The organism is Sulfitobacter sp. G5_S2_6_S6, from assembly GCF_054968505.1.
The window spans coordinates 48,129-69,878 of sequence record NZ_JBQKUI010000004.1 but is presented as its reverse complement, the minus strand read 5'-3'; the positions used below and the strand labels follow the sequence as shown (position 1 = coordinate 69,878).

Sequence of the window (21,750 nt, the reverse complement as noted above, 5' to 3'; positions counted from 1 at the left end):
GGAAGTCGTATATGGCCGGTGTCGTCATGAAAGATGTCGTGAAACGCTATGGCGGTGTTCAGGTGATACACGGGATCGACCTTGAAATCGAAAATGGCGAGTTTTGCGTTTTTGTCGGCCCGTCAGGCTGCGGCAAGTCGACCTTGCTGCGCATGATTGCCGGGCTGGAAGAAACCACCGAAGGCAGCATGAGCATCGGCGACCGGGATGTGACCCGCATGGACCCGGCAGAGCGCGGGGTCGCGATGGTGTTCCAGACCTACGCGCTCTATCCGCATATGACCGTGCGCGACAACATGGGGTTCGGCCTAAAAATGAACGGCCATCCCAAAGCCGAGATCGCCCAGAAGGTGGCCGAGGCGACGCGGATCCTGAAGCTGGAAGAGTATCTTGACCGCAAGCCCGCCGCCCTGTCGGGGGGCCAGCGGCAACGCGTATCTATCGGGCGCGCAATCGTACGCGGCCCCGAAGTCTTTCTGTTCGACGAACCGCTGTCCAACCTCGACGCCGAGCTGCGTGTCGAAATGCGCGTCGAAATCGCCCGCCTGCATAAGGAAATCGGGGCGACGATGGTCTATGTCACACACGATCAGGTAGAGGCGATGACCCTCGCCGATAAGATCGTGGTGCTGCGCAAAGGCCGGATCGAACAGGTCGGCGCACCGCTTGACCTGTACCGCGATCCTGACAACCGCTTTGTGGCCGGCTTCATCGGTTCGCCCGCGATGAACTTTCTGGATGGCACCACCAGCGGCGGCAAGGTCGTGCTGGACGGGTTGGACGGCAGCTATGCCCTGCCCGTGACCCCACCCGAAGACGGCCGGGACATCACCCTCGGCATCCGGCCGGAACACATCGAAATTGCCCCTCAAAGCAAAGGCTTCACCGTCGAAATGACCGAGGCCCTTGGCGGCGTGTCCTACGTTCACCTGCTGTCCGACACCGGTGCCAAGATCATCGTCGAGGAACGCGGCGACGACCGGTCTCGTGAAGGGGCGCAGGTTGGCGTGAGAATCCCGCCAGAGCGGGCGATGCTGTTTGACGCCAACACGGAACAACGTCTGCGCTAAGGCGCAGGCGGGTCACCGGTCACGTAAACCTAGACAGAACCAGACATTCCTGAAAAACAGTTGGGGCGTGCAAGCGAGCCTTGCGCGACAGTCCCGCCGGAGCCGACCGCCCGGGCGGGACGGGCACCGTAGATAGGGAAGCAGATTAATGGCGAAACCGAGACTTACGCTCACCTATATCGTGGAACCGCCCTCTTACGACATCATGGCCTGTAGCCTGCTTGCCTCTATCCGCGAGCAGTTTTCCGAAGACGTGGCCTGCATCGGCTATGTGCCCGAACATCGCATGAACGACGTTCACCCCTCGGTGTTCATCGCACACGAGAAAATGGGCGCGGAGCTGCGCCCGATGAAAACGGAAGGCATGTGGCGCGAGCCCTATCCCCATGGCAACAAGATCATCGCCGCGATGCAGCCCCGCGAGAGCGAGTTTTCCGCCTTTGTGGATTCCGACGTCTTGTTTATCCGCCCCAATACAATCGACAATATCGTGAAATCCGGCCATGTTTCCTGCTCTGTCGCGGCCAGTATGTATTGGGCGCAGAAAGACATCTGGGACCTGATCTACGGGGCCTTCGATATGGAGATCCCGGAAGAGCGTGTGTATCTGATGCGCCAGTCGCGCCGCCCCAAAGTGCCCTATTTCTCGTCCGGTTTCGTCCTTTTCCCCGAAGCCGAAGGACCACAGGGCCGGTTTGCCGATGTCTGGTACGAGACGGCCCGACGAATTGACGAAATCGACACGCTGGAAAAGCGACGCCCCTATCTGGATCAGATGAGCCTTCCTGTCGCCATCCGCCGTGCGGGCCTGACATGGAACCCGCTGGCGGAAGAGCAACATTATATCCTGGGCGGCAAGATACGGGGGGAGCCCCTGCCCGAAGATCGCGATATCTTCACGGTGCATTACCGCAACCCCAAGGTGCTGGAAGAAGTCGGCCTAAAGCATAAATCCCGACGCATGCTGAGCCGTCAAACGGGCGTCAGCTTTGTGCGCCGCTTGGCCCGGACAGACGAGCCCACGCCCGAGTAATCCTGCCGGACTACGCAAACCATTGATATTGGCGCGCCTTGCGCCATCTTGACCCTCAGCGGTTGTTGACGATGACGACCCTGAGGGAAGCGGTATGTCCAATCAATGAACAGTCTACGCAGTACGATTAAAGCTTTATACGATGGGCAGAACACGCGCTCGCGGCGGTTTCGATACGGGTTGATCCTATTTGATTCGCTGACGATCATCTATTTCATCGCCACCGCCGCGCTGCCGTCAACGCCGGTGATTACGGCGGTCAATGCGTTCTTTGGTCTGTTCATCCTGTTCGACCTTGCCGCGCGTCTTTGGATTTCCACGAACCTGCGCAAAGAGCTGACGCGCATCTACACCCTTGCCGATCTGGTCGTGGTGATATCGCTGGTGCTGGCACCGCTTATGGCGGAAAGCTTTGCGTTCCTGCGGGTCTTGCGCGGTTTGCGGCTGATCCATGCCTATCATCTGCTGCACGACCTGCGGCGCGAAAGCGCGTTTTTCCGCAAACACGAGGACGCGATCCTTGCGGCGGTCAACCTGCTGGTGTTCATCTTTGTCATCACATCGCTGGTGTTTGTGCTGACCTTTGAAGAGGACGCGGGCGTCGCGGGCTATGTCGATGCACTGTACTTTACAGTGGCGACGCTGACGACAACGGGTTTTGGCGACATCACGATGACGACAACGGGTGGCAAACTGCTGTCGGTGTTCATCATGGTGGTCGGGCCCGCGCTGTTCGTGCAATTGGCGCGCACGATCTTCCAACCCTCCAAGATCAAGCACACCTGCCCCGAATGTGGCCTGAACCGTCACGAGACAGACGCCGTTCACTGCAAACACTGCGGCACCACGCTCAAGATCGAGACGAAGGGCGATACGGGCGGTTAATGTCGCGGGGTATCAGACACGCGCGTGGCTATTCTAGCGCGCGGTTCCTTTCATAAATGACGCACGCTGATCTTTCTTGATGAACGTCCAGGCGATGAACCGGCTGGTTTTTTGCCCCTGCGCCATTTCGACCACATCGCAGTTGGCGACTTTGGCCTTTTTCAGGATTTTATAAAGCGTCTGCACGTTGTCCTTTTTTGACACAAGCGACGTAAACCACAGACATTGCCCCGCAATCGCGCGGCTTTGGTCGACCATGCTGGCGATGAACCTGATCTCGCCGCCGGGGCACCAGAGCTCGGCGTTTTGCCCACCGAAATTGAGCTTGCCTGAACGCCCTTTGCCAAGGTTCGCCCACTTCCGTTGCGTGCCCTTCGTCGCCCTTTCCATCGAGGCATGAAAGGGCGGGTTGCACAGGGTGACGTGGAAACGGTCGTCAGGATTGATCACCCCGTCGAAGATATCCTCGCGGTTCTCTTGCAGCCGCAGGTCCACGTCCAGCGCGTTGGCCTTTGCAATCTGTTGCGCAGACTTGATGGCAACAGGGTCGATATCGACACCGGTAAACTGCCAGCCATAGGCGCTTTGCCCTGTCAGCGGGTAGACCAGACTTGCGCCGGTGCCGATGTCCAACGCCTTGATCTGCGGCCCGCGCGGGATCTCGTTGTTGTTGCTGCGCGCAAGCAGATCGGCCAGATGGTGGATATAATCCACGCGCCCCGGAATGGGCGGGCAAAGGTAGTTCGGCGGGATATCCCAGAAATCAATGCCGTAGTCCGCCTTGAGCAGCGCCCGATTGAGCATACGCACAGCCGCCACGTCCCGGAAATCGATGGTGGTCTGACCTGCTGGATTGGGGCCGGTAAACGGCCCTAGCTCGGGGAGGGCCGCAATCAGACGCGCGAAATCATACCCCTCGTTGTGGAGGTTGCGGGGGTGCAGGTTGGTTTTGGTGGCCATGGGAAAGCCTTTGTTGAAAGTGGTGAAAAGCAGCCAGGCCGTTGGCCTGTCTTACCCCCTGAAGGCCCCATAGTAAAACCGAAGACGCGGCCGTTGGCCTCGGGGAAGACCCAAGCTCCCTATTTTCAGCGTCTTACCGCCCCGCCATCGTGGACAGGACATCATCACGCTGGATCAGGCGATGCCAAACGACTGCCATGAAGATATGCCCAAGCACCACAAGGGCAAGGATCCAGCCCAGCTCTCCATGCCATTCCGCGGGCGCTTGCATCCAGGCGACCTCGGCGGTTTGGCGCGAAAATATCTTCACCCCGAAATAGCTCAGGCCACGGGTGCCGCCCGCTGCGGCCAAGAGCCGTACGCCCGGGACGATCACCATCAAGGCATATAGAACCACATGACCCGCGACAGCCGCCTGCCCCATCAAACCGGCATGCTTCGGCCGCCGTTGGATGTTGGCCAGCCCCCACAGACCGCGCACCAAGATTAGCGCAAACAGTGTCACCCCCAGCGTCGTATGGTAGCCCCAAAGAAGCTCGCGCAGGGTGTTCTCTCGCGGAAGCGCCCAATGCGCCGCGGCGGAGATAAACTGCGCCGCAAACAATGCGGCCATGCCCCAGTGAAGCAGCCGGCTTACGGTGCCGTAACGGGTTGGTGTATCAGATAGTTGTGTCACAAAATGCCCCTGTCTCTGGCGATATCACGATCATTATATGCAGCCGCTGCGCGGTCACCTTAGGCAGGCAACTGCGCTGGATGAAGCTTTAACAGACCATCCAGTTTAACAGACCATCCAGCGCAGCTGTCGCGCAAATCATTCAAGCCGCGTCCCGTTCAACATACGGATATTTCTGCCCCTGCGGTCGACAAATCGGTCAGATCGACTTCTGGTTCACGCGCTTCGACAGCTCGGCGGCGCTTTCCTTCCGCTCGCTATAGCGATCCAGCAGGTAGTCTTTCCTGTCTTTGGTCAGCATCGTGAACTTCACCAGCTCTTCCATGACATCAACGACCCGATCATAGAATGGCGATGGCTTCATCCGATCCGCGTCGTCAAACTCCAGAAAGGCTTTGGGGGTGGAGGACTGGTTCGGGATCGTGAGCAACCGCATCCAACGCCCAAGAATGCGCAGCTGGTTCACGGCGTTAAAGCTTTGCGACCCCCCGCTGACCTGCATCACGGCCAGCGTTTTGCCCTGCGTCGGACGCACACCGCCCAAGGACAGCGGAATCCAGTCGATCTGGGTTTTCATGATGCCGGTCATGGCCCCGTGGCGTTCGGGTGAACACCAGACCATACCGTCCGACCACGTGACCAGATCGCGCAGCTCCTGCACTTTGGGGTGACTGGCGTCGGCATCATCCGGCAGCGGCAGGCCAGACGGCGAATAGGTACGCGTCTCGGCCCCCAGCCGTGTCAGAATGCGCGCGGCTTCTTCGGTCATGAGCCGGCTGAACGACCGGTCCCGCAGTGATCCGTAAAGCAGCAGGATACGCGGGCGGTCCGCGTCTGCTGAGGGTTCGAAAAGACGCGCCGCATCAATCGCTTTGAAATGGGTGTCATCAAGGTTCGGGGTATCAGGCAACTCGGTTTCCTTCCGCGTCAATCAGTAAAGAGCCGTCTTCCTTGGTCAGCGGCCCCTGTGGGAGGTGGTCAAGCAAGTCCAGCACGGCCTCGCTTGGGCGGCACAGCCGGACGCCTTTGGGTGTGCAGACAATGGGGCGATTGACCAGAATGGGGTGTTCCAGCATGGCGGCCAGAAGGGCTTCGTCCCCCACGTCAGGATCCAGCAGCCCCAACGCCTCTGCCGGAGATCGCTTTATCCGCAAAGCCCTGCGCGGTGTCAGACCCGCCGCCGCGAAAAGCCCCAGAAGCTGTCCGCGCGTCCAGCCGGTATCAAGATAGGGGATCACAACGGGCTCCACGCCCGATGCTTTTATGATGGCCAGCACATTGCGGGACGTGCCGCAGTCGGGATTGTGGTGAATGACAACACTCATGCTGACCCCTCCGAGGCAGGGAACCAGTGCCGGGTTCTGTTTGCAAAAGCGACAAGCGACAGCATAACAGGCACTTCAACCAAGACACCGACCACCGTCGCCAATGCCGCACCGGACCCGAGCCCGAAGAGGCTGATCGCAACCGCGACCGCCAGCTCGAAAAAGTTGGAGGTGCCGATCAAGGCGCAGGGCGCCGCGACGTTGAACGGAATACCCCAGGCCCGCGCGACCCCATAGGCCAGAAAGAATATCCCGTAGGACTGGATCAGAAGCGGCACAGCGATCAGGGCAATCACCAGCGGCCGGTCCAGGATCACCTCGCCCTGAAACGCGAAAAGCAAGACCACCGTCACAAGCAGACCGATGATCGAGAACGGCTGCACACCCGACTTGAACCGATCCACCGCCGCTTCGCCGCCTTGCGCAATCAGCCGCTGGCGCGTCAGATATCCCACGAAAAGCGGCAGCATCACGTAAAGGCCCACGGATAACAGCAACGTATCCCAAGGCACGACGATATCCGTGGCCCCCAGCAAGAAGGCAACGATGGGCGCGAAGGCGAACACCATGATGACGTCGTTCACGCTCACCTGCACCAGCGTATAGGTCGCATCCCCCCGCGTCAGGTTCGACCAGACGAACACCATCGCGGTACAGGGCGCGGCCCCCAGCAGGATAACGCCCGCAAGATAGGCCTGCGCGTCATCCGGCGGGATCAGGCCTGCGAAAAAATAGTTGAAAAACAATACGCCAAGGGCGGCCATGGTGAAGGGTTTGATCAGCCAGTTCACCACCACCGTGACAACCAACCCTTTCGGCTTGTCCCCCACCTGACGCAAGGCTCCGAAATCCACACCGACCATCATCGGGAACACCATCGCCCAGATCAGCACCGCAACGGGCAGGTTCACCGACGCCACCTCAAGCCCGGCAAGCATACCAAACGCAGTCGGGAACAGATTTCCAAGCAGCAGCCCCGCGCCAATCGCCAGCGCCACCCAGACGGACAGCCATTTTTCAAACGTGCCCAGACCCGCCGCCGCGGGAAGTGTCGTATCAGTCATGTCGAACCTTCAAAAATTGCAGCCCGTTGGCCGTGAATATGTGGTTGCCCGAGGTCAGCACAGGAATGTTACAGGACCAATGCGGCACCTCCCCCATGTGCGCCTAACAGGGGCAGGCGAGCTCGTTTATGATGGGCTGGCAGAGTTCCGGGCGCCCGCCGCAGCAGTCCTCCATCAGAAAGGCAAGCAAACCGCGCAGCCCCTCCATATCGGCAAAGTAACGAATGCTTCGCCCTTCGCGCTTGCTGCGAATAAGGCCCGAACGTGCCAGAATCGCGAGGTTGGTCGACATCGTGTTCTGCCGCACCCCCAAGGTGTCGCCGATATCGCCTGCCGACATCCCCCCTTCTCCGGCTGTGATGAGAAGACGGAAGACATCAAGGCGGGTGACCTGACTGAGCGCCGCAAAAGCGTCGAGAGCATGATTCTTATCCATATATCGGGAATTATTGATTCATTCGACGCAGGTCAAGCCCTGATCAGCAACCCGTTGCGCTTGCGCGAAACTATGGGCAATCAACGCGCCCCTTCAAAGGCGCAAGGGACGCGGGGGCGTGGCGTGAACATGGCACGACGCCCCCGCGTGATCTCTATTGCTTAAAGTCCGCCAAGCACCTGTTTGCCAATCACGCGACCGCTTTCCTGCCGCAGATGCGCCGCGCGCAGCGCCTCGACCGTCAGCGCCTCGCCGCGTTCGGTGACTGTCGACTGCAATGTGCCTGCGTCGATCATCGCTGCGACGCGGTTCAGCAGGTCTTGCTGGGCATCCATATCGTCGGTTTCGAACATCGAACGGGTGAACATGAATTCCCAATGGACGCTCAGCGCCTTGGGTTTAGCCACCTTGATATCCAGCGCCTCGGGGTCGTCAATCAACGCGATCTGGCCGCGGGGCGCGATCAAGTCGATGATTGCGGGCCAATGCTGATCCGTGGCCGTCAACGCGGCGACATAGCTTGGGGTCTGGCCCAGCTCTGCCAGCTGCGCGGCTAGGTCACCGCGATGGTCAACCACGTGATCCGCCCCCATCTTGCGCACCCAATCCTCGGTCTCGTGCCGAGAGGCCGTCGCAATGACGGTAAGCCCGGTCAGCGCTTTGGCCAACTGGATGAGGATAGAGCCGACGCCGCCAGCGCCACCGATCACCAGCAAGCTTTGCTCCGCGCCGCCCCCTTCGGTCAGGCGGAATGCGTCGAACAACATCTCCCACGCGGTGATCGAGGTCAGCGGCAGCCCCGCCGCTTCGGTAAAGTCGAGGCTGGCCGGCTTGCGCCCGACGATCCGTTCATCGACGGCATGGAACTCCGCATTGGTGCCCGCGCGCGTGACGTCGCCCGCATAGAAGACCTCATCGCCGATCTTAAAGCCGGTGACCGACGCGCCCACCTCGGCCACGACGCCTGCCGCGTCAAAGCCCAGAACGCGCGCCGCGCCCTCGGGTTGGGCGGCTGCGCGCAGCTTTACGTCGACCGGATTGACCGAGATGCCTTTCACCGCGACCAACAGATCACGCGGTCCCACCTCGGGCCGGTCGATTTCAATCATATCGAGCGTGTCCGCAGGGCCCGCCGCGCTATAGCCAATGGCTTTCATTTCTTTCTTCCTTCATTGTGTCGCTGAAAAATAGGTCTTGTGAAACGGTAGAAAACCGGCATTTTTCCGATTTGATTATTCGGATAACGGAGATAATAGCGGTGGATACTGACAACCTGCGCCTTTTTGTGATGGCCGCCGACCGGCTGAACATCTCTGCTGCCGGACGGAATCTGGGCCTTGCGCCTGCGGTCGCCAGCGCCCGCCTTGCCAAACTGGAACAAGAGCTTGGCGTAGAGCTGCTGCGACGCACCACCCGTAAAGTGTCGCTGTCGCTTGAAGGGTCCGACTTCCTTCCTTACGCGCGGGAGATTCTGGCGCAGGCAGAGGCCGCGAAGGCCGTTCTTGGCAGTCATGAAACCAGCCCCAAAGGCACCATCCGATTTGCCGCGCCAAGCAGTTTCGCGCAGCGCCACATCATGCCGCTTCTGCCGCAGTTTCACGCGGCGTTCCCCGACCTTACGCTCGAACTTCGCCTGTCTGACGCACGGTTTGACGCGATCGAGGGCAGTTTTGACCTTGCGTTGCGCGCGGCCCCCCTGACCGACAGCAGCCTCAAGGGGCGCAAGCTGGCGGGTGATACCCGCGTTCTTTGTGCCTCTCCTGCATATCTTGAGGAACACGGCGTACCGCAGTCACCGGCAGAGCTTCGGGGGCATCGGTTTCTGGCATGGATCGACCTTGAGCCGCGTGAATTGATCGGCCCAGAGGGCGAAACCGCGCCGCTTGACCCAGCCCAGATGATCTGCCGGACTATCGTTGACGATGGTGACGCTCAGCGTGAGGCCACGCTTGCGGGGGCCGGTCTGTCGATCAATTCTCTCTGGAGCGTCTCGGACGAGCTGCGCTCGGGCCGGTTGATCCGTGTCCTGCCGGAATGGAAGCTGAACGACAGTTCGGTCTTGTGGTTGATGTACCCGCGCTCAAACGTGCTTACCCCCAAGACGCGCATCCTGATCGACTTTCTTATCGCGCATCTTGGGTCACATGCAGAATGGGGCGCGTAGCAGCCAGACCCGCGCCCACAACACGCCCGGTATCGGTATAACCGTCACTCATGCCGCGGACTGGCACAACGCCGATCCTATGCGGTCATCGTCGCGCTGAACGAAAGCGACCTGCGGTCCACGGGGTTGATCACCGGTGGCTCTGCCGTGGCATTGGGCCTGCCGGATGATTTTCATCCGCGCAAGACACCTCACACGTTGTAGCCGCCATACTGCCGGATACGGTCCTCAAAATTCGATACCCGCTCTGCCGCGTCATCCGAACGCGCGGCCATTCCGACCAGCAGCATCTCCACCGCTAGAAACGCCGAATTGAGCGACGGCAGGAAATGAGGTCCGGCCATCGGCAGCGGTACCACTTTCCATGCGCCAACCGCGATTGGGGAGGCATGACTGTCCGTCAGCGCCAAAACCCGCGCACCGCGGGACTGGGCGATCTGGCAGGCCTGAACCACCTCTGCCGCGTAATGTTCATAGGTGATCCCGACAATAATATCCTCGGACGTGGCCTGAGACAGTACATCGACAATGCCCCCCGGCAGGGTCGGCACGTCTACGAAGTTCGAAAACGCCATGCCGCCCACATACGAGAAATAATGCGCGATCGCATAGCAGCTGCGCACGCCGACCACATAGACTTTGCGCGCCCCGAGCAACGGGTCGATGCACGCATTCAACGTGTCCATAATATCTGCCGAGAAAAGCATCGCCGTGTTTTTACCATGCGCTTCCATGAGCGCGGCAAACGCGCTGTCGCGATGTTCGTGTCTTAGTGTCTGGGCACGCGCGCCGTAGTTTGGCGCAGGTGTCTGGATCGTTGCCTGCACATCCGTGCGGAAGGCGTCAAAGCTGGTATAGCCAAGCTCCTTCGCCATACGGGTCACGGTATTCGGATTGACCCCTGCCTGCTTGGCCAGCCCGCGAATCGAGCTAAAGGCCACGACCGAAAGGTTATCCAGAAGCCACCGCGCAAAGGACCGAAGCGCGGGCGTACCTTGCGCACTTACCTGTGACAAGCGGTCTTTCAGCGTTTCATCGTTGCTCATCAAACCCTTACCTTCTGTTTATGCGTGCCGGCGTTCACGTCGCTGTCACATCCAATGCACAGCAAAAATACATTTGCTTAATCTATAGCAATAAAATAATACAAACGCATTATCGCGCAGGCAAGTGCTGATGTCACGTCACCCAAAGCGCGTCTTCAAGCAAGGACTACAGTCATGAAAAGTCATATCTTCGGCAGATCCACCAAAGGCGCGCTGCCGGTCGCCACCAAGGGGGACGGCTGCTATCTGATCGATGCGGACGGACGCAGATATCTTGATGGCTCGGGCGGCGCTGCTGTTTCCTGTCTGGGCCATTCAAATCAGGCAGTCCGCGCCGCCCTGCACGCCCAGATTGACCAGCTTGCCTTCGCGCACACCGGCTTTTTCACCTCTGATCCGGCAGAGCGTTTGGCCGATCGCCTGGTCGAGAACGCGCCGGCGGGCATTGATCGGGTATATCTCGTCTCTGGCGGCTCCGAAGCGGTCGAGGCATCGATCAAGCTCGCGCGGCAGTATTTTCTGGAAATCGGGCAGCCCAAGCGCCACCGCGTCATTGCCCGCCGCCAAAGCTATCACGGGAATACATTGGGCGCTTTGGCAGCAGGGGGGAATGCGTGGCGTCGTACCCAGTTCGCGCCCCTGCTTGCCGACACCACCCATATCAGCCCCTGCTATGAGTACCGCGACCGGCAGGACGGCGAAACTCAAGAGGCCTACGGCCTGCGCGTGGCGAACGAGCTGGAAACCGAAATCCTGCGGCTTGGCCCTGATACGGTGATGGCCTTCCTCGCGGAGCCTGTCGTGGGTGCGACCTCGGGCGCGGTACCTGCCGCGCCGGGGTATCTCAAGCGCATCCGCGAGATTTGCGACCAATATGGCGTGCTGCTGATCCTGGACGAGGTGATGTGTGGCATGGGCCGTACCGGCAAACTGTTCGCCTGCACCGAGGACGGCGTCGCCCCGGACATGATCACCATCGCCAAAGGACTTGGGGCGGGCTATCAACCGATCGGCGCGCTGCTGACCTCGGCCGCCATCTATGATGCGATTGCGGCGGGCACCGGTTTCTTCCAGCACGGCCACACCTATATGGGGCACGCCTTGGCGGCCACGGCGGCCAATGCCGTGCTCAGCGAAATCCTTGACCGCGATCTGCTGGCCCATGTTACCAGCCAGGGCGACAAGCTTGACGCAGCACTAAAGGCGCAGTTCGGCGATCATGACAACATTGGCGATATTCGCGGGCGCGGGTTGTTCCGCGGGATCGAACTGGTTGCCGACCGCAGCACCAAAGCACCATTCGATCCGTCCCGTGGCCTTGCCGCGCGGATCAAGAAGGAGGCCTTTGCCGCCGGTCTGATCTGCTATCCGATGTCTGGCACAATCGATGGTCAACATGGCGACCACGTGCTGCTCGCGCCGCCGTTTATCATCGAGGACGCGCAGATCGATGAGCTGGTGGGCAAGCTATCAACGGCCATCGACAAGGCGCTTGCCGCATGACCGCACTGCCCAGATTTATGGTCGCGCCGAATGGGGCGAGGCTGACCAAGGCGGACCACCCTGCCCTCCCCGTCACCATAGAAGAGATGGTCGCCTGCGCCCTGGCCTGCCATGCTGCGGGTGCCGATGGCCTGCATGCCCACGTGCGCGACACAGAGCAACGGCATGTTCTGGACCTCGGGCTTTATGCCGAGCTTCTGAGCGAGCTCGGCCAGCGCGCCCCTGACCTCTATGTTCAGATCACCAGCGAGGCCGCGGGCCGCTTTACCCCCGCAGAACAACGCCATCTGGTCGAAACCCTGAAACCGCGCGCCGTGTCGGTCGCGCTGCGCGAGATCACGGCCGATCAAGAGAATGCCGTCACCCGTCGGTTCTTTGCCATGTGCGCCGAAGCGAAGATCGACGTTCAACACATTCTCTATGACACCGCGGATATTGCCCATCTTGCCCGGCTTGTCGCGCAAGGCGATGTCTCCTGCGACGGGCTGAAGACCCTGATCGTTCTGGGGCGTTATACCAACGGCCAGACCAGCACACCCACGGAAGTCGCAGCACTGGCACAAAGGCTAAAATCGGCCTTGCCGGACGCAGACTGGGCCGCCTGCGCCTTCGGACCTCAAGAAACCGCCTGCCTGATCGAGGCCATGCGCCACGGCGGCAAGACCCGGATAGGGTTCGAGAACAACCGCTTGAACACAGACGGACAAGTCGCGGCAAACAATGCCGAGAGGGTCACGGAACTGGTAACAAAGGCCAAGCGCGCTGGATTTGCGTAACCGTTATCGCGAGACGCAAGTGAAGCGGGTTCGGTGAGGGTCTTGAACGCTGACTCGAAGCAACACCACACACAGGCGCGCGGCCTTGATTGTGCATTCATCTGCAGATCTTGGGGATCCGAAAATTGGACGCAATGGTTTGAGGAATACGGGTGAGGTTTTGAAACTGTTCCGGCAACCAATTATTGGCCACGATGAAGACCTAAGTCATTGTTATCGTTTAGGGTGAAGAATGACCCGGCCGGTAGGCTGGCCATTTCACAAGCAATATAGGTCCACTCGGATGCGGCACGGTACAGCTGATTGAGACTCGCCAAATCCTCGAGGATTGTTGCAAACAAAAAAAGCCGCCCTTACAGGCGGCCCCATACATTTTAAGCTGGTGAAATTAAAGTCTCGCCACCCATCAAGTCAGCAATAACCACTTGACAAAGCTAACTAAAAATGCTAATATTAGGTAACTTCTTCGGAGCTGTTGTGGGTTCGACTCCAGTCGTCGCGCTTTTGCCCTTCGCCATTCTTACTACGGCACTCATCAATATGGTGGGAGAAAGGTTCAAAGGTGAAAATATGAATACAAAATCGACGATCACAACTAAGTTCTATACGTCTCTACGCAAACTTGCAGGCAACGCCCTGATCATGACAGCGGCTTGGGGCATTAGTTCGACGGCAGGGGTTGCCGGGTTACAGCTATAGAGAAAGCCGCGTCTTCGGACGCGGTTTTCTACTTTTGGGACTTCAGAGTGACACCGCAAGCGACGTGTAAGGCCCCTTATGTTAAGTGAAGAGATCCAGTTCGAGAATGCTGCCCCGGTAGAAGTCCACACCAATCTCGGCCCTGGATAATACGGGACGAATTCCTCGCCGCTTCAGTCGCCCAACAACCTCCCCTACCCGAAGGCCATAGCGCTCTGCGATCTGCGCCGGATGAATGTACCGGCCCTTGAAGTCAGCGAGGATCACAGGGTCGAACCTTGGAATTTTCCGGTCACCGCTGGGTCCGGCTATCCAGTGAACGGGCAAGCTTACCTCCTCCCCACAGCGGTCCGTCAAGAGCCACCCGACGTCCCTTGGAATCTTAAGTGCCCCGAAGGCAGCCATTGGCGAAAAGCCTTCCGTACAGACTGCTACTTGTCGGTTGACCTCAACCGGATCTACGCGAAGTGCGGCCACCCCGTTCTGACCAGTCCGGCGGAAAACACGTTCGAGAAAACCGCCGAGTATCATGTGCACCACGGTAACGGCCGGCACCTTGGCTTTCTCTGCGACCTTCGAGATCGGCGCGAACCCGTCGGCCTCAACATCCATTTCAACCGCTTTCGCATGGAGCTCGCCAACCAGCTTGGTGATCTCTTCGCTATCTACGGCTTTCTGGGTCCGCCCCCTTGTTCCTGGCCTCCCGTAGTAGATGGGAGTGAGCAGTCGGTCGGAAAAGAGCTGATCGACCAGGGGGCGAGCACAGCCCAGCGCATGAGGCAGTGAAATTACATGCACCATCCGCTTCACGCGACCAGCGACGTTACGCCCTTCTTGTGCTGGGATCGTATAGTGGGAAGGCGCGTCCTCAGGTATCATCCCTGCAGCAACCAACACGTCATTTAGGGTCCGAGAATCCAGATCTTGCTCGTGGGCCAATGAAGCGACCGTATGAAGCTGACGCTCGCAGAGTTTCTCCCCGAGCACGTTGGTTCCAGCTGACAGCGCGATATTTTCGATGATAAAAGCGCGTAAGATGCGCGCAATGTCGCCCGGCTCTTTATTTGAATTTGGATATGCGAGAGCCTTGTAAAGGCATCCGAAGATCCTTTGAGCGCCAGGGGTACCGTTGGCATTGTCGAATTGTCTGAGCTGCACGTCCAGCGCCTCCCGGATCCGAACTTCTCCACCGGAAGTGAATTCGAAGCCGAGGCGACCAGCGTGATCCCAGTCATTAAAGGTCAGCTCCGGCAACCTTTGCCCTGGTCCGTACGCGATTAGTGCCCCCAGAAGCTCGGACGCTCGGACCGACTGCTCCAGTGACTGCGCATCCAACCAATCGGGACCAGCTTTCCCGTTAAGGCGGTTGATGACGTATTTCTGAAGAGGGGATATCGAGCGTTTTGGGCTTTGAGCAATCAGCGCCTCAAGTTGCTCACCCCGCTCGGGTACACGGCAGTCAAGTTCGTGAAACGGATCGTCCCATCTTTTTTTGGTCCGACGCACCAGGGCGATTTTGTGGCGGGGGCACGTTCTTACAACTGACAATGTCCATTGCCAGCGACCGCGACGCCCGGCCCCACGGTCATCCTCTGCAAGACAGGCTGGGCAAAACATAGTGTGAGGGTTCGCTAAGAACTCCGCGGTGACCAGCTCACCACGGAGAACATAGGTCCGCCCCCCGAGCGGCACCGGAGCGTTGGCGTGCAAATCGCCAATGGGAACACCGGAGAGCTCAGCCAAACGGCTAAGTGCCTCTTCCTTATTAGAAACCATATCCTCAGGCTCAAATTCGAGATCGCGGAGAAACGGAATTAGTCGGCCACCAGTGTGTATCCCAGCCAGACGTGCCGCATAAGACAGCGGGCTTTCCTCCGGGTCGAATGGGACGTGGGGCGCGAGCATCATCACGCCCCTCCCCAATGCTGCGCCTCAACCAAATTGATTTTGGCCCAATGGCGAGCAAGGAAAACGTTCTGCCCCATGCCACAGCCTTCCTGCATCCCCCAGCTCTCGGCGAAATGCCTGATCGCCAATTCATTCGCATCGTCCAGAGCTGCCGCTTCGAGCGCCGCAAGAATGTTCTCTATGCAACGACCAAAACGGTTGCGGCTGGCGTGGACCAGCCGATCCACGAGATCTTCTTCAGAGGGTGGCTGCATGCCGGCTGCATTGCAGAAATTGGCGATGACCTTCGTGAGCGCTTTCCGATCGGAAGTCGGTGAGACATCAGCAAGCGGCAACCGCCAATAGCGACGCGTGACTTGCGCATCGCAGGATGCAATCTGCCACAGGCTTTCGATGCCGCTCAGCACTACACTGACCGCCCCCTTGCCCTGCATCAGGTTGCGAAGGATCTTTAGGGATACGTCGACCTTGTACTTGCTCCCGGCACCGAACAGATCATGCGCCTCGTCGATCCATAAGACAGCGGTACCGCGTAGTTGAAAATGGTGCCGAACTTTCCGCATAATGTCGTATTCGGTCTCAGACCGGCGCGGGACCGAGGGATACCCACTGGCCTTAAGAATTTCGATCCCGAGGCTCTTCGCAGTCGCCGGGCTTGGCACCCGAACTCCGACCCACGGTTGATGGGAAGGATCGCGTGGCTGCAACGCGGGATGGGTCTTGAGCCCATGAAGGACCATCGAAGTTTTCCCGCCACCGGCGGGCTCGACCACGGCGATACCGCGCGCATCGCCGGCCTTGTTATAAAGGCGGGGCTTTGGGATTGGTTCTCCCTGTTCATCTCGTTGCAGCAGCCGGTCCAGATAGCTCCTGAACTGTGCGTCCCGCGGCGTCGAGAGATACCTATCTCGCAGCCGATCCACGACTGCGAGTTTTTGGTTAATGTTGATGTTTGGTGCATTCATGGTCATTCGTCCTCCAGGATCCAATCGTCGCCATCGTCAGCCCCATGATCGGCATCGCCAGGCTGATGATCGGAAAATTGGAACGCTTGGAGATCGCCGGAAGAAGTTTCCCCTACGTCATGCTGATTATTGTTGTCTGGGGCCTCCGAAGTCGCTGATGCGGCCGTTGGAAGGCTTGTTCCCCAGCTATCTCGGTCCTCATCATAGGGGCTCATTGGCTCCATCTCAGAGGTCTTGAAACCGATGAACAGGCGGTCTTCTTCGTAGTCCATCCGCTTTTCGGTCCAGTCCTCCATGATGAGTCCGACACGGGTCATGGCGGCGCTGTTGGTTTCCTTGATGTATTCGATCGCCTGGCGGACGACCGCGAAGTTAACCTCGGCACCCTGAGCGTTCTGCGCTCGGATTTCCGCAGCGGCGTTGATCCATTCCTCTGCAGAGACCCCCTGATACCGATCAAAGACTGCAGGGACCTCACACCACCGTCCATTTAGCTCGACCCAGATGGCGCCGATATCCTCTGGATACCAACGGATGGCGACCTTACGACCTGCCGACTTGTTCATGAAACGACCCAGAATTTTCGAATGATAGCGAACCCCCAAGATGGTGATGCCCTTATTGGTCACGGTGCGCTCCCGCTCGTGGCCAAAAATCAAACGTCGACGCCTAAGGTCGGGCGGAGTTTGAACCCCGAATTTCTCTACCAGCCGATTCCAGCAAGCGAGCGGCGTCTCACCGTTCAGTCCGCTATGCGGCGTGCGGTGATACACATCGACGACGTAACGAACCAAGACCGTGCAAAACTCTTCCGGGTTGAGGGCGGCGCGTTTTGAGGAGCCATAGTCTCCCCGCTCGACGCTGTTACTAAAGGTGCGCCCGCTCAATCTTGGCATAAGCTGCGTTGCGAATGTACCGAATACCCGCTCGATGCGCCCCTTCAGATGCGGGTCGCCGGCCGGGCAGTACTCTAACGTGATCCCAAGATCCGAGGTACGGGCTTGGATCAGAGCCGAGGTGTTGTAAGCCGCGCAATCCGTAACGATGACTGAGGGCCAGCCGAATTGGTTCCAGGGAGTTAGGCTACCGCAGGCATCTTCCCAAACACCCTTGTCCCGCATCATCATCTCAATTACGCGCAACGCACTTTGCGAGTTCGGCGTACGCGATATGACCATCCCGACAATGCAGCGGGTTGCGCAACAGATAGCGACGGTGATCCACCAGCGTGCCTTCTTTTTGTCGAGACCGAGTTTCTTCTTTTCCTCTTCGGTCAGATAGTGAAACAACCCGCTTTCCGCCGTGAGGGTTATGGCTTCGGCCTCCCATTCATCGAACTCGACCCTTTGCATTGGCCGCTCAACTTGGAGCCCCTTGCCTACAGGCGCGAACTGCCGGTTCGCAGCTTGGCGGCCGTGCCGTGTCAGTGTCATGTCGAAGGGGTTGAGCTTGCGTATCGCTTGGCGCACAGTCTCGCGCGATGGACAGACAATTTCGGGCTTGCCCTCAGCCCGACGTCGCTCGTTTTCTTCGATAAAGGCGGTTTTGACTTCACCGAAGATAATGTTCTGGGAAGGCCGCTGGTCGTCGAGGTATTTACTGACAACCTTACCCATAAGCATCAACTCGTCCGCGGTCATCCGACGGTCGCGGTTTCCGCGTTCTTCGGTCTTGTCGTAAAGACCTGCAAGACCGAAACGCCGTTCTTTCCTCTCCCATTCAAGCACGGTTTTTGCGCCCAGCTTTTTAGGCACAACGAGAAATTCGCGGTCCTCCTCGGGCTGATCTTTCTCCATGAGTTCACCCGCACGCACTTTAATAGTTCCAAGCACAGGTTTGACAGTCGTCGCTACCCGAGTGACGTTGTTGTTCTCGTCGTCGAGGAGTTCTCTGAAAGCTTGCACCACCGCCAAACGCATACTTGCCTTTCTCTGCGCGTTGGCGCCGCGCAGCGAAAGGAGCTCGCCGTTTGGCAAAGTACGCTGCCGCAGATGCTCAGGCTGATGCTCGTTCGGAGTGCACGCGAAATTGCCGACTGAAAGATAGCGACTGATTTCGGCGTTGGTCATAACCTGAGGCACGCCTGCCCCTTTAGCTGCAACGAAAATGTGCCGCTCCTCTCGGGTCTGAAAGTATCGGTGAGGCTGCCCCCCGATGACGATGCCGTCGTATTCGGAAAAAGAAAATTTGGGCTGTACGGGGCTGGGTTTGGTGGCGATCATTTGAAAATCCTCCGGCAGACGTACGCCTCATGGGCGATACGGACCTTGATGACGAGTTTGAGTTCGTGGGAGCGGATCAGACGAACAATGGCCCGGAAGCCACGCGCACCAAGATTGATGGCATCGACCAAATCCTGAATTTGAACCGAGGCGACCATTTCGTTCACGATCCTGCGTGCAGCCGCATCAGCCTCAGGGTCAGGACGGCGCATTTCGTGCAACATCTCGGCGTTGAAGAGCTCGACCGGATCGAGATCCCGCTCGGTCATAATGATCACTTCATTTGCAAAATCCGGCGTCACTTGTGCTGCGATCTGTGCCAACTCCTGTTGAACCTTGGGCTGGCGCCGCCGGTACTCGGACTTCACCATGATGGCCCGACGGGAGCCGTCGGCCATCAGGACGCGGAAATCGAAATAGTGCGTCGCGGTTTCGCCATTCGGCTTCACCCACTTGAACGGCACTTGGTTTTCGAGGCCCACGACATCAGGTCGCGCGATGGTAACGAGAGCGGTGCACAGTTCGGTATGGCTCTCAATATCCATTGTCCGATCCTCGTCCGGTCCAAAGGTGAACTGACCGGTGAAATGCTTTCGGCGACCTTTGGCTATCTTCCGGGTTGTTTGAATTCGCTCCGGCATCACGAGTCCGCCATCTAACAAATAATTCATGCTTTTTCCTTTTGGCATGAGGGTATCGCTCGCCGGAATACGCTCCGACGCTGCCCGAAGGCCGCGATACAGATTTCTGATTTTGTTTCTTGCTCACCTGATTTCAGGTGGCACTGGGTGCAGGCCTCAGCTTTGGGCTTGCGATATTTTGTGGCCTATTCTGTTCCCTTGACCATTGTCGTTCCTCATCTCTTGGTGGTGACCTCTCAATCGTCGCCGAGCTCCGGCTCTGTTGACTGAAAGGTTGGCTGACCGCCTGTTTCACGAAGAAAAATTTGCATCCCGGTCGGTATGATCTGCCGTTCAGCCTTCGCTTGAGGACGAGAAACTACCCATTGCGCCCCCCCAGCAACAGCTGATTTTGCTCAAAATAAATTTGCCGAAATCATTTCCGTCCAAAATAAAATGATCCCAAGGGGCTCTGCAATCCAACGCAAGTCACTGAATTAAATCAACAATTATAAAGGTATCACGAGTATCGTTAGAGAGGAGACCACACGAAAAAAGTTGATCGCCAATCAAACCGATTGAAATGGCGTCAATCAATCGTCATCCGCGAGATAAATCTGCAACACCTCATCCTAAATGTTGGACGCGGTGAGAAGACTAAGGGACAGATACGGCTGCAAAGCGATTCGTCCGGAGGCAAGCCAGCCCGCGGCAAACACTAACATTTAGATACCGAATGACGCTCTCGCGCCGGAAACTCTTCGTCGATGCGCAAGGCCAGCGAGCCCTTGAAAGCCATCACCAACTCTCGGTCCAACCACGGCATTCCGGTCTCTCGAGATCAAATGACAGAGACAATTTGATTGTTGGTGGTCCAAGGCGACGCAACGCGGCGCGACCGATCTTATTTTGCAAAGAGCGGTTCTGAGCCCAGCCCTTCACATTAAATGGTACAAGCGCTGCGAAGGTCCGGTTCGAGCCCAATTTCACCGATGCCGCATTAGCGGCGAAGGTCCGCTATGCAGGATTGGTTCGAAGCTCGATCCCTGGCGTGTGAAGGCCCGCGCGCGAGAGTGTGAAAATCTCGAAACCATCCGATGTTACACCAATCGAATGCTCGAATTGTGCCGACAGGGATTTGTCCCGCGTCACGGCGGTCCAGTCGTCTGCAAGCATTTTTACCTCCGCGCGCCCAAGGTTGATCATCGGTTCAATTGTAAAGATCATGCCCTGCCTCAGTTCCGGGCCGGTTCCAGCTCTGCCGAAGTTCAGGATGTTGGGGGAGTCATGAAAGACCTGACCGATGCCGTGGCCGCAAAAGTCGCGGACCACCGAGCAGCGTTCGGAATGTGCGTAGGTCTGGATTGCGTGACCGATATCACCCAGTCGCGCACCCGGCCGCACCGCCCTGATCCCCTGCATCATCGCCTCATGCGCGATCTGGATGAGGCGTTCAGCCGCGCGCTTCGGCTTTCCCACCACATACATCCGACTTGAATCGCCATACCACCCGTCATGGATCAGTGTGACATCGACGTTCACGATATCGCCGTCGCGCAACTTCTTCTCGTTCGGAAATCCGTGGCAGACCGATGTGCAGCAGGCGTATTGATACCCCTCGTAGCCCAAGGTTGCAGGTGTTGCGTCATTGGCGGCCGCAAACTCGAGAACGAAGGCGTTGATCTGTGCCAACGCAGTGCCAGCCCGGACAAGATCGGACACGCCGTCGAGGCATCTGGCCGTCAAATCGCCTGCTCGGCGCATCCCCTCAAAGGCGTCCAGCCCATAGAGCTTGATGGCTTCGGTTCTGCGAGCGTCCTGCGCCTTTGATGCGACCGGCACGTTGATATAGCTGTCCATCATGAGCTTCCCTGCGTATTCCATAGTGTAGCAACAGAAGTCAGATTGACCGGCAGCCAGCTACTGTTATATATGAAACATATGTGTTTCGTATATAAGTAAGCAGGAGGTGTGTCGATGGGGATCGTGAAAATCGGGGACGGTCTGCACGAGGAACTGCGCAAGTCCAGTTCGGTCATGTGCCGTTCGATCAATGCGCAGGCCGAATTCTGGATGAAGGTCGGTATGCTTGCCGAAGCAAACCCGACCTTGCCCTTTACGGAGATTATGGCTCAGCAACTCAAGAACGCCGATGTAAAGGTGCCGGAGATCGAAGCAGCCTGAAACTTGATGCTCCCGCTGTTATGTTGCGAGTTGGGCGAAGCGGTCGTCTGCCAGGCGGAATCCAACGGCAGCATTGTCCGCACTGCGGATATAGACAAGCTCACGAAAATTTCTTTGGGAGCTTCACGTTGTCTGTGACCATTGCAACATGACCGCACCACGCGATTTGCTCCATTTACTGCAAAGGGCTGGGTTCTGGGCGACCTTGTTGTAT

The 21,750-nt window shown here is 58.3% G+C and carries 20 protein-coding genes; 7 read left to right on the top strand and 13 right to left on the bottom strand.

The window, feature by feature from the left end; genetic code table 11:
* The first annotated feature begins 11 nt into the window (after nt 1–11).
* From ACTRWK_RS08660 to ACTRWK_RS08650, 3 genes are all read left to right on the top strand, one after another.
* Nucleotides 12–1,070, top strand: a complete 1,059-nt coding sequence (locus ACTRWK_RS08660; RefSeq protein ID WP_289081972.1) for an ABC transporter ATP-binding protein — start codon at nt 12–14, stop codon at nt 1,068–1,070.
* A gap of 148 nt (nt 1,071–1,218) precedes the next feature.
* Nucleotides 1,219–2,103 carry a hypothetical protein gene (locus ACTRWK_RS08655; RefSeq protein ID WP_289081973.1) on the top strand — a complete coding sequence of 295 codons (885 nt, stop codon included), beginning with the start codon at nt 1,219–1,221 and terminating at the stop codon, nt 2,101–2,103.
* Nucleotides 2,104–2,208: 105 nt separating this feature from the next.
* A complete protein-coding gene (locus ACTRWK_RS08650) occupies nt 2,209–2,988 on the top strand; it encodes an ion channel (protein ID WP_462843883.1) in 780 nt (259 codons plus the stop codon).
* Nucleotides 2,989–3,021: 33 nt separating this feature from the next.
* On the opposite strand, the gene rlmF is transcribed toward ACTRWK_RS08650, so the two are convergent.
* The 7 genes from rlmF to ACTRWK_RS08615 form a co-directional block, all read right to left on the bottom strand.
* Entirely contained in the window at nt 3,022–3,948 is a 927-nt protein-coding gene (rlmF, locus tag ACTRWK_RS08645) for a 23S rRNA (adenine(1618)-N(6))-methyltransferase RlmF (protein ID WP_289081974.1), read from the bottom strand.
* Between the two features lie 133 nt (nt 3,949–4,081).
* On the bottom strand, nt 4,082–4,624 hold the full coding sequence (locus ACTRWK_RS08640) for a cytochrome b (RefSeq protein WP_289081975.1): 543 nt from the start codon (nt 4,622–4,624) through the stop codon (nt 4,082–4,084).
* A 199-nt stretch (nt 4,625–4,823) separates the two neighbouring features.
* Nucleotides 4,824–5,534: an arsenical resistance protein ArsH gene (gene arsH, locus ACTRWK_RS08635; protein ID WP_289082073.1), complete on the bottom strand. Its 711-nt coding sequence runs from the start codon at nt 5,532–5,534 to the stop codon at nt 4,824–4,826.
* On the bottom strand, nt 5,527–5,949 hold the full coding sequence (arsC, locus tag ACTRWK_RS08630) for an arsenate reductase (glutaredoxin) (protein WP_289082074.1): 423 nt from the start codon (nt 5,947–5,949) through the stop codon (nt 5,527–5,529). The genes arsH and arsC overlap by 8 nt, the downstream gene beginning before the upstream one ends.
* Nucleotides 5,946–7,013: an ACR3 family arsenite efflux transporter gene (gene arsB / locus ACTRWK_RS08625; protein ID WP_288959877.1), complete on the bottom strand. Its 1,068-nt coding sequence runs from the start codon at nt 7,011–7,013 to the stop codon at nt 5,946–5,948. Before arsB ends, arsC begins: the two co-directional genes overlap by 4 nt.
* 103 nt (nt 7,014–7,116) lie before the next feature.
* Complete coding sequence (locus ACTRWK_RS08620) at nt 7,117–7,449, bottom strand: ArsR/SmtB family transcription factor (RefSeq protein ID WP_005852102.1); 333 nt, start codon at nt 7,447–7,449, stop codon at nt 7,117–7,119.
* A 161-nt stretch (nt 7,450–7,610) separates the two neighbouring features.
* Nucleotides 7,611–8,606 (bottom strand): zinc-binding alcohol dehydrogenase family protein, encoded by a 996-nt coding sequence (locus ACTRWK_RS08615; RefSeq protein ID WP_037943667.1) that lies wholly within the window; start codon nt 8,604–8,606, stop codon nt 7,611–7,613.
* A 101-nt stretch (nt 8,607–8,707) separates the two neighbouring features.
* Here ACTRWK_RS08615 and ACTRWK_RS08610 point away from each other — a divergent pair, with 101 nt between their 5' ends.
* Nucleotides 8,708–9,613 carry a LysR family transcriptional regulator gene (locus ACTRWK_RS08610; protein ID WP_037943666.1) on the top strand — a complete coding sequence of 302 codons (906 nt, stop codon included), beginning with the start codon at nt 8,708–8,710 and terminating at the stop codon, nt 9,611–9,613.
* Nucleotides 9,614–9,804: 191 nt separating this feature from the next.
* On the opposite strand, the gene ACTRWK_RS08605 is transcribed toward ACTRWK_RS08610, so the two are convergent.
* Nucleotides 9,805–10,659 carry a MurR/RpiR family transcriptional regulator gene (locus ACTRWK_RS08605; RefSeq protein WP_037943665.1) on the bottom strand — a complete coding sequence of 285 codons (855 nt, stop codon included), beginning with the start codon at nt 10,657–10,659 and terminating at the stop codon, nt 9,805–9,807.
* A 174-nt stretch (nt 10,660–10,833) separates the two neighbouring features.
* On the opposite strand from ACTRWK_RS08605, the gene ACTRWK_RS08600 reads away from it, so the two are divergent.
* On the top strand, nt 10,834–12,162 hold the full coding sequence (locus ACTRWK_RS08600) for an aspartate aminotransferase family protein (RefSeq protein ID WP_260005037.1): 1,329 nt from the start codon (nt 10,834–10,836) through the stop codon (nt 12,160–12,162).
* Complete coding sequence (locus tag ACTRWK_RS08595; protein WP_289082075.1) at nt 12,159–12,938, top strand: beta-keto acid cleavage family enzyme; 780 nt, start codon at nt 12,159–12,161, stop codon at nt 12,936–12,938. Before ACTRWK_RS08600 ends, ACTRWK_RS08595 begins: the two co-directional genes overlap by 4 nt.
* Nucleotides 12,939–13,718: 780 nt before the next feature.
* On the opposite strand, the gene ACTRWK_RS08590 is transcribed toward ACTRWK_RS08595, so the two are convergent.
* The 5 genes from ACTRWK_RS08590 to map form a co-directional block, all read right to left on the bottom strand.
* Nucleotides 13,719–15,545 carry a TniQ family protein gene (locus ACTRWK_RS08590; RefSeq protein ID WP_107277678.1) on the bottom strand — a complete coding sequence of 609 codons (1,827 nt, stop codon included), beginning with the start codon at nt 15,543–15,545 and terminating at the stop codon, nt 13,719–13,721.
* Nucleotides 15,545–16,516 carry a TniB family NTP-binding protein gene (locus tag ACTRWK_RS08585; protein WP_081858777.1) on the bottom strand — a complete coding sequence of 324 codons (972 nt, stop codon included), beginning with the start codon at nt 16,514–16,516 and terminating at the stop codon, nt 15,545–15,547. The genes ACTRWK_RS08590 and ACTRWK_RS08585 overlap by 1 nt, the downstream gene beginning before the upstream one ends.
* Nucleotides 16,513–18,732, bottom strand: coding sequence for a transposase (locus tag ACTRWK_RS08580; RefSeq protein WP_462843882.1), 2,220 nt, complete (start codon nt 18,730–18,732; stop codon nt 16,513–16,515). The genes ACTRWK_RS08585 and ACTRWK_RS08580 overlap by 4 nt, the downstream gene beginning before the upstream one ends.
* Nucleotides 18,729–19,403 (bottom strand): hypothetical protein, encoded by a 675-nt coding sequence (locus ACTRWK_RS08575; RefSeq protein WP_037943658.1) that lies wholly within the window; start codon nt 19,401–19,403, stop codon nt 18,729–18,731. Before ACTRWK_RS08575 ends, ACTRWK_RS08580 begins: the two co-directional genes overlap by 4 nt.
* A gap of 966 nt (nt 19,404–20,369) precedes the next feature.
* Nucleotides 20,370–21,212: a type I methionyl aminopeptidase gene (gene map / locus ACTRWK_RS08570; protein WP_289082091.1), complete on the bottom strand. Its 843-nt coding sequence runs from the start codon at nt 21,210–21,212 to the stop codon at nt 20,370–20,372.
* Between the two features lie 117 nt (nt 21,213–21,329).
* Here map and ACTRWK_RS08565 point away from each other — a divergent pair, with 117 nt between their 5' ends.
* The gene (locus ACTRWK_RS08565) at nt 21,330–21,536 is read left to right on the top strand and encodes a ParD-like family protein (RefSeq protein ID WP_037943657.1); all 207 of its coding nucleotides are present in this window, start codon (nt 21,330–21,332) and stop codon (nt 21,534–21,536) included.
* The last annotated feature ends 214 nt before the right edge of the window (nt 21,537–21,750 follow it).

Bases quoted from the DNA above. Each gene is read 5' to 3' on its own strand.
- ACTRWK_RS08590 (WP_107277678.1), bottom strand. From the start codon at position 15,545: ATGATGCTCGCGCCCCACGTCCCATTCGACCCGGAGGAAAGCCCGCTG.
- rlmF (WP_289081974.1), bottom strand. From the start codon at position 3,948: ATGGCCACCAAAACCAACCTGCACCCCCGCAACCTCCACAACGAGGGG.
- ACTRWK_RS08655 (WP_289081973.1), top strand. From the start codon at position 1,219: ATGGCGAAACCGAGACTTACGCTCACCTATATCGTGGAACCGCCCTCT.
- ACTRWK_RS08595 (WP_289082075.1), top strand. From the start codon at position 12,159: ATGACCGCACTGCCCAGATTTATGGTCGCGCCGAATGGGGCGAGGCTG.
- arsC (WP_289082074.1), bottom strand. From the start codon at position 5,949: ATGAGTGTTGTCATTCACCACAATCCCGACTGCGGCACGTCCCGCAAT.
- map (WP_289082091.1), bottom strand. From the start codon at position 21,212: ATGGACAGCTATATCAACGTGCCGGTCGCATCAAAGGCGCAGGACGCT.
- arsB (WP_288959877.1), bottom strand. From the start codon at position 7,013: ATGACTGATACGACACTTCCCGCGGCGGCGGGTCTGGGCACGTTTGAA.
- ACTRWK_RS08605 (WP_037943665.1), bottom strand. From the start codon at position 10,659: ATGAGCAACGATGAAACGCTGAAAGACCGCTTGTCACAGGTAAGTGCG.
- ACTRWK_RS08575 (WP_037943658.1), bottom strand. From the start codon at position 19,403: ATGAATTATTTGTTAGATGGCGGACTCGTGATGCCGGAGCGAATTCAA.
- ACTRWK_RS08565 (WP_037943657.1), top strand. From the start codon at position 21,330: ATGGGGATCGTGAAAATCGGGGACGGTCTGCACGAGGAACTGCGCAAG.
- ACTRWK_RS08580 (WP_462843882.1), bottom strand. From the start codon at position 18,732: ATGATCGCCACCAAACCCAGCCCCGTACAGCCCAAATTTTCTTTTTCC.
- ACTRWK_RS08650 (WP_462843883.1), top strand. From the start codon at position 2,209: ATGAACAGTCTACGCAGTACGATTAAAGCTTTATACGATGGGCAGAAC.
- ACTRWK_RS08620 (WP_005852102.1), bottom strand. From the start codon at position 7,449: ATGGATAAGAATCATGCTCTCGACGCTTTTGCGGCGCTCAGTCAGGTC.
- ACTRWK_RS08600 (WP_260005037.1), top strand. From the start codon at position 10,834: ATGAAAAGTCATATCTTCGGCAGATCCACCAAAGGCGCGCTGCCGGTC.
- ACTRWK_RS08585 (WP_081858777.1), bottom strand. From the start codon at position 16,516: ATGACCATGAATGCACCAAACATCAACATTAACCAAAAACTCGCAGTC.
- ACTRWK_RS08660 (WP_289081972.1), top strand. From the start codon at position 12: ATGGCCGGTGTCGTCATGAAAGATGTCGTGAAACGCTATGGCGGTGTT.
- ACTRWK_RS08615 (WP_037943667.1), bottom strand. From the start codon at position 8,606: ATGAAAGCCATTGGCTATAGCGCGGCGGGCCCTGCGGACACGCTCGAT.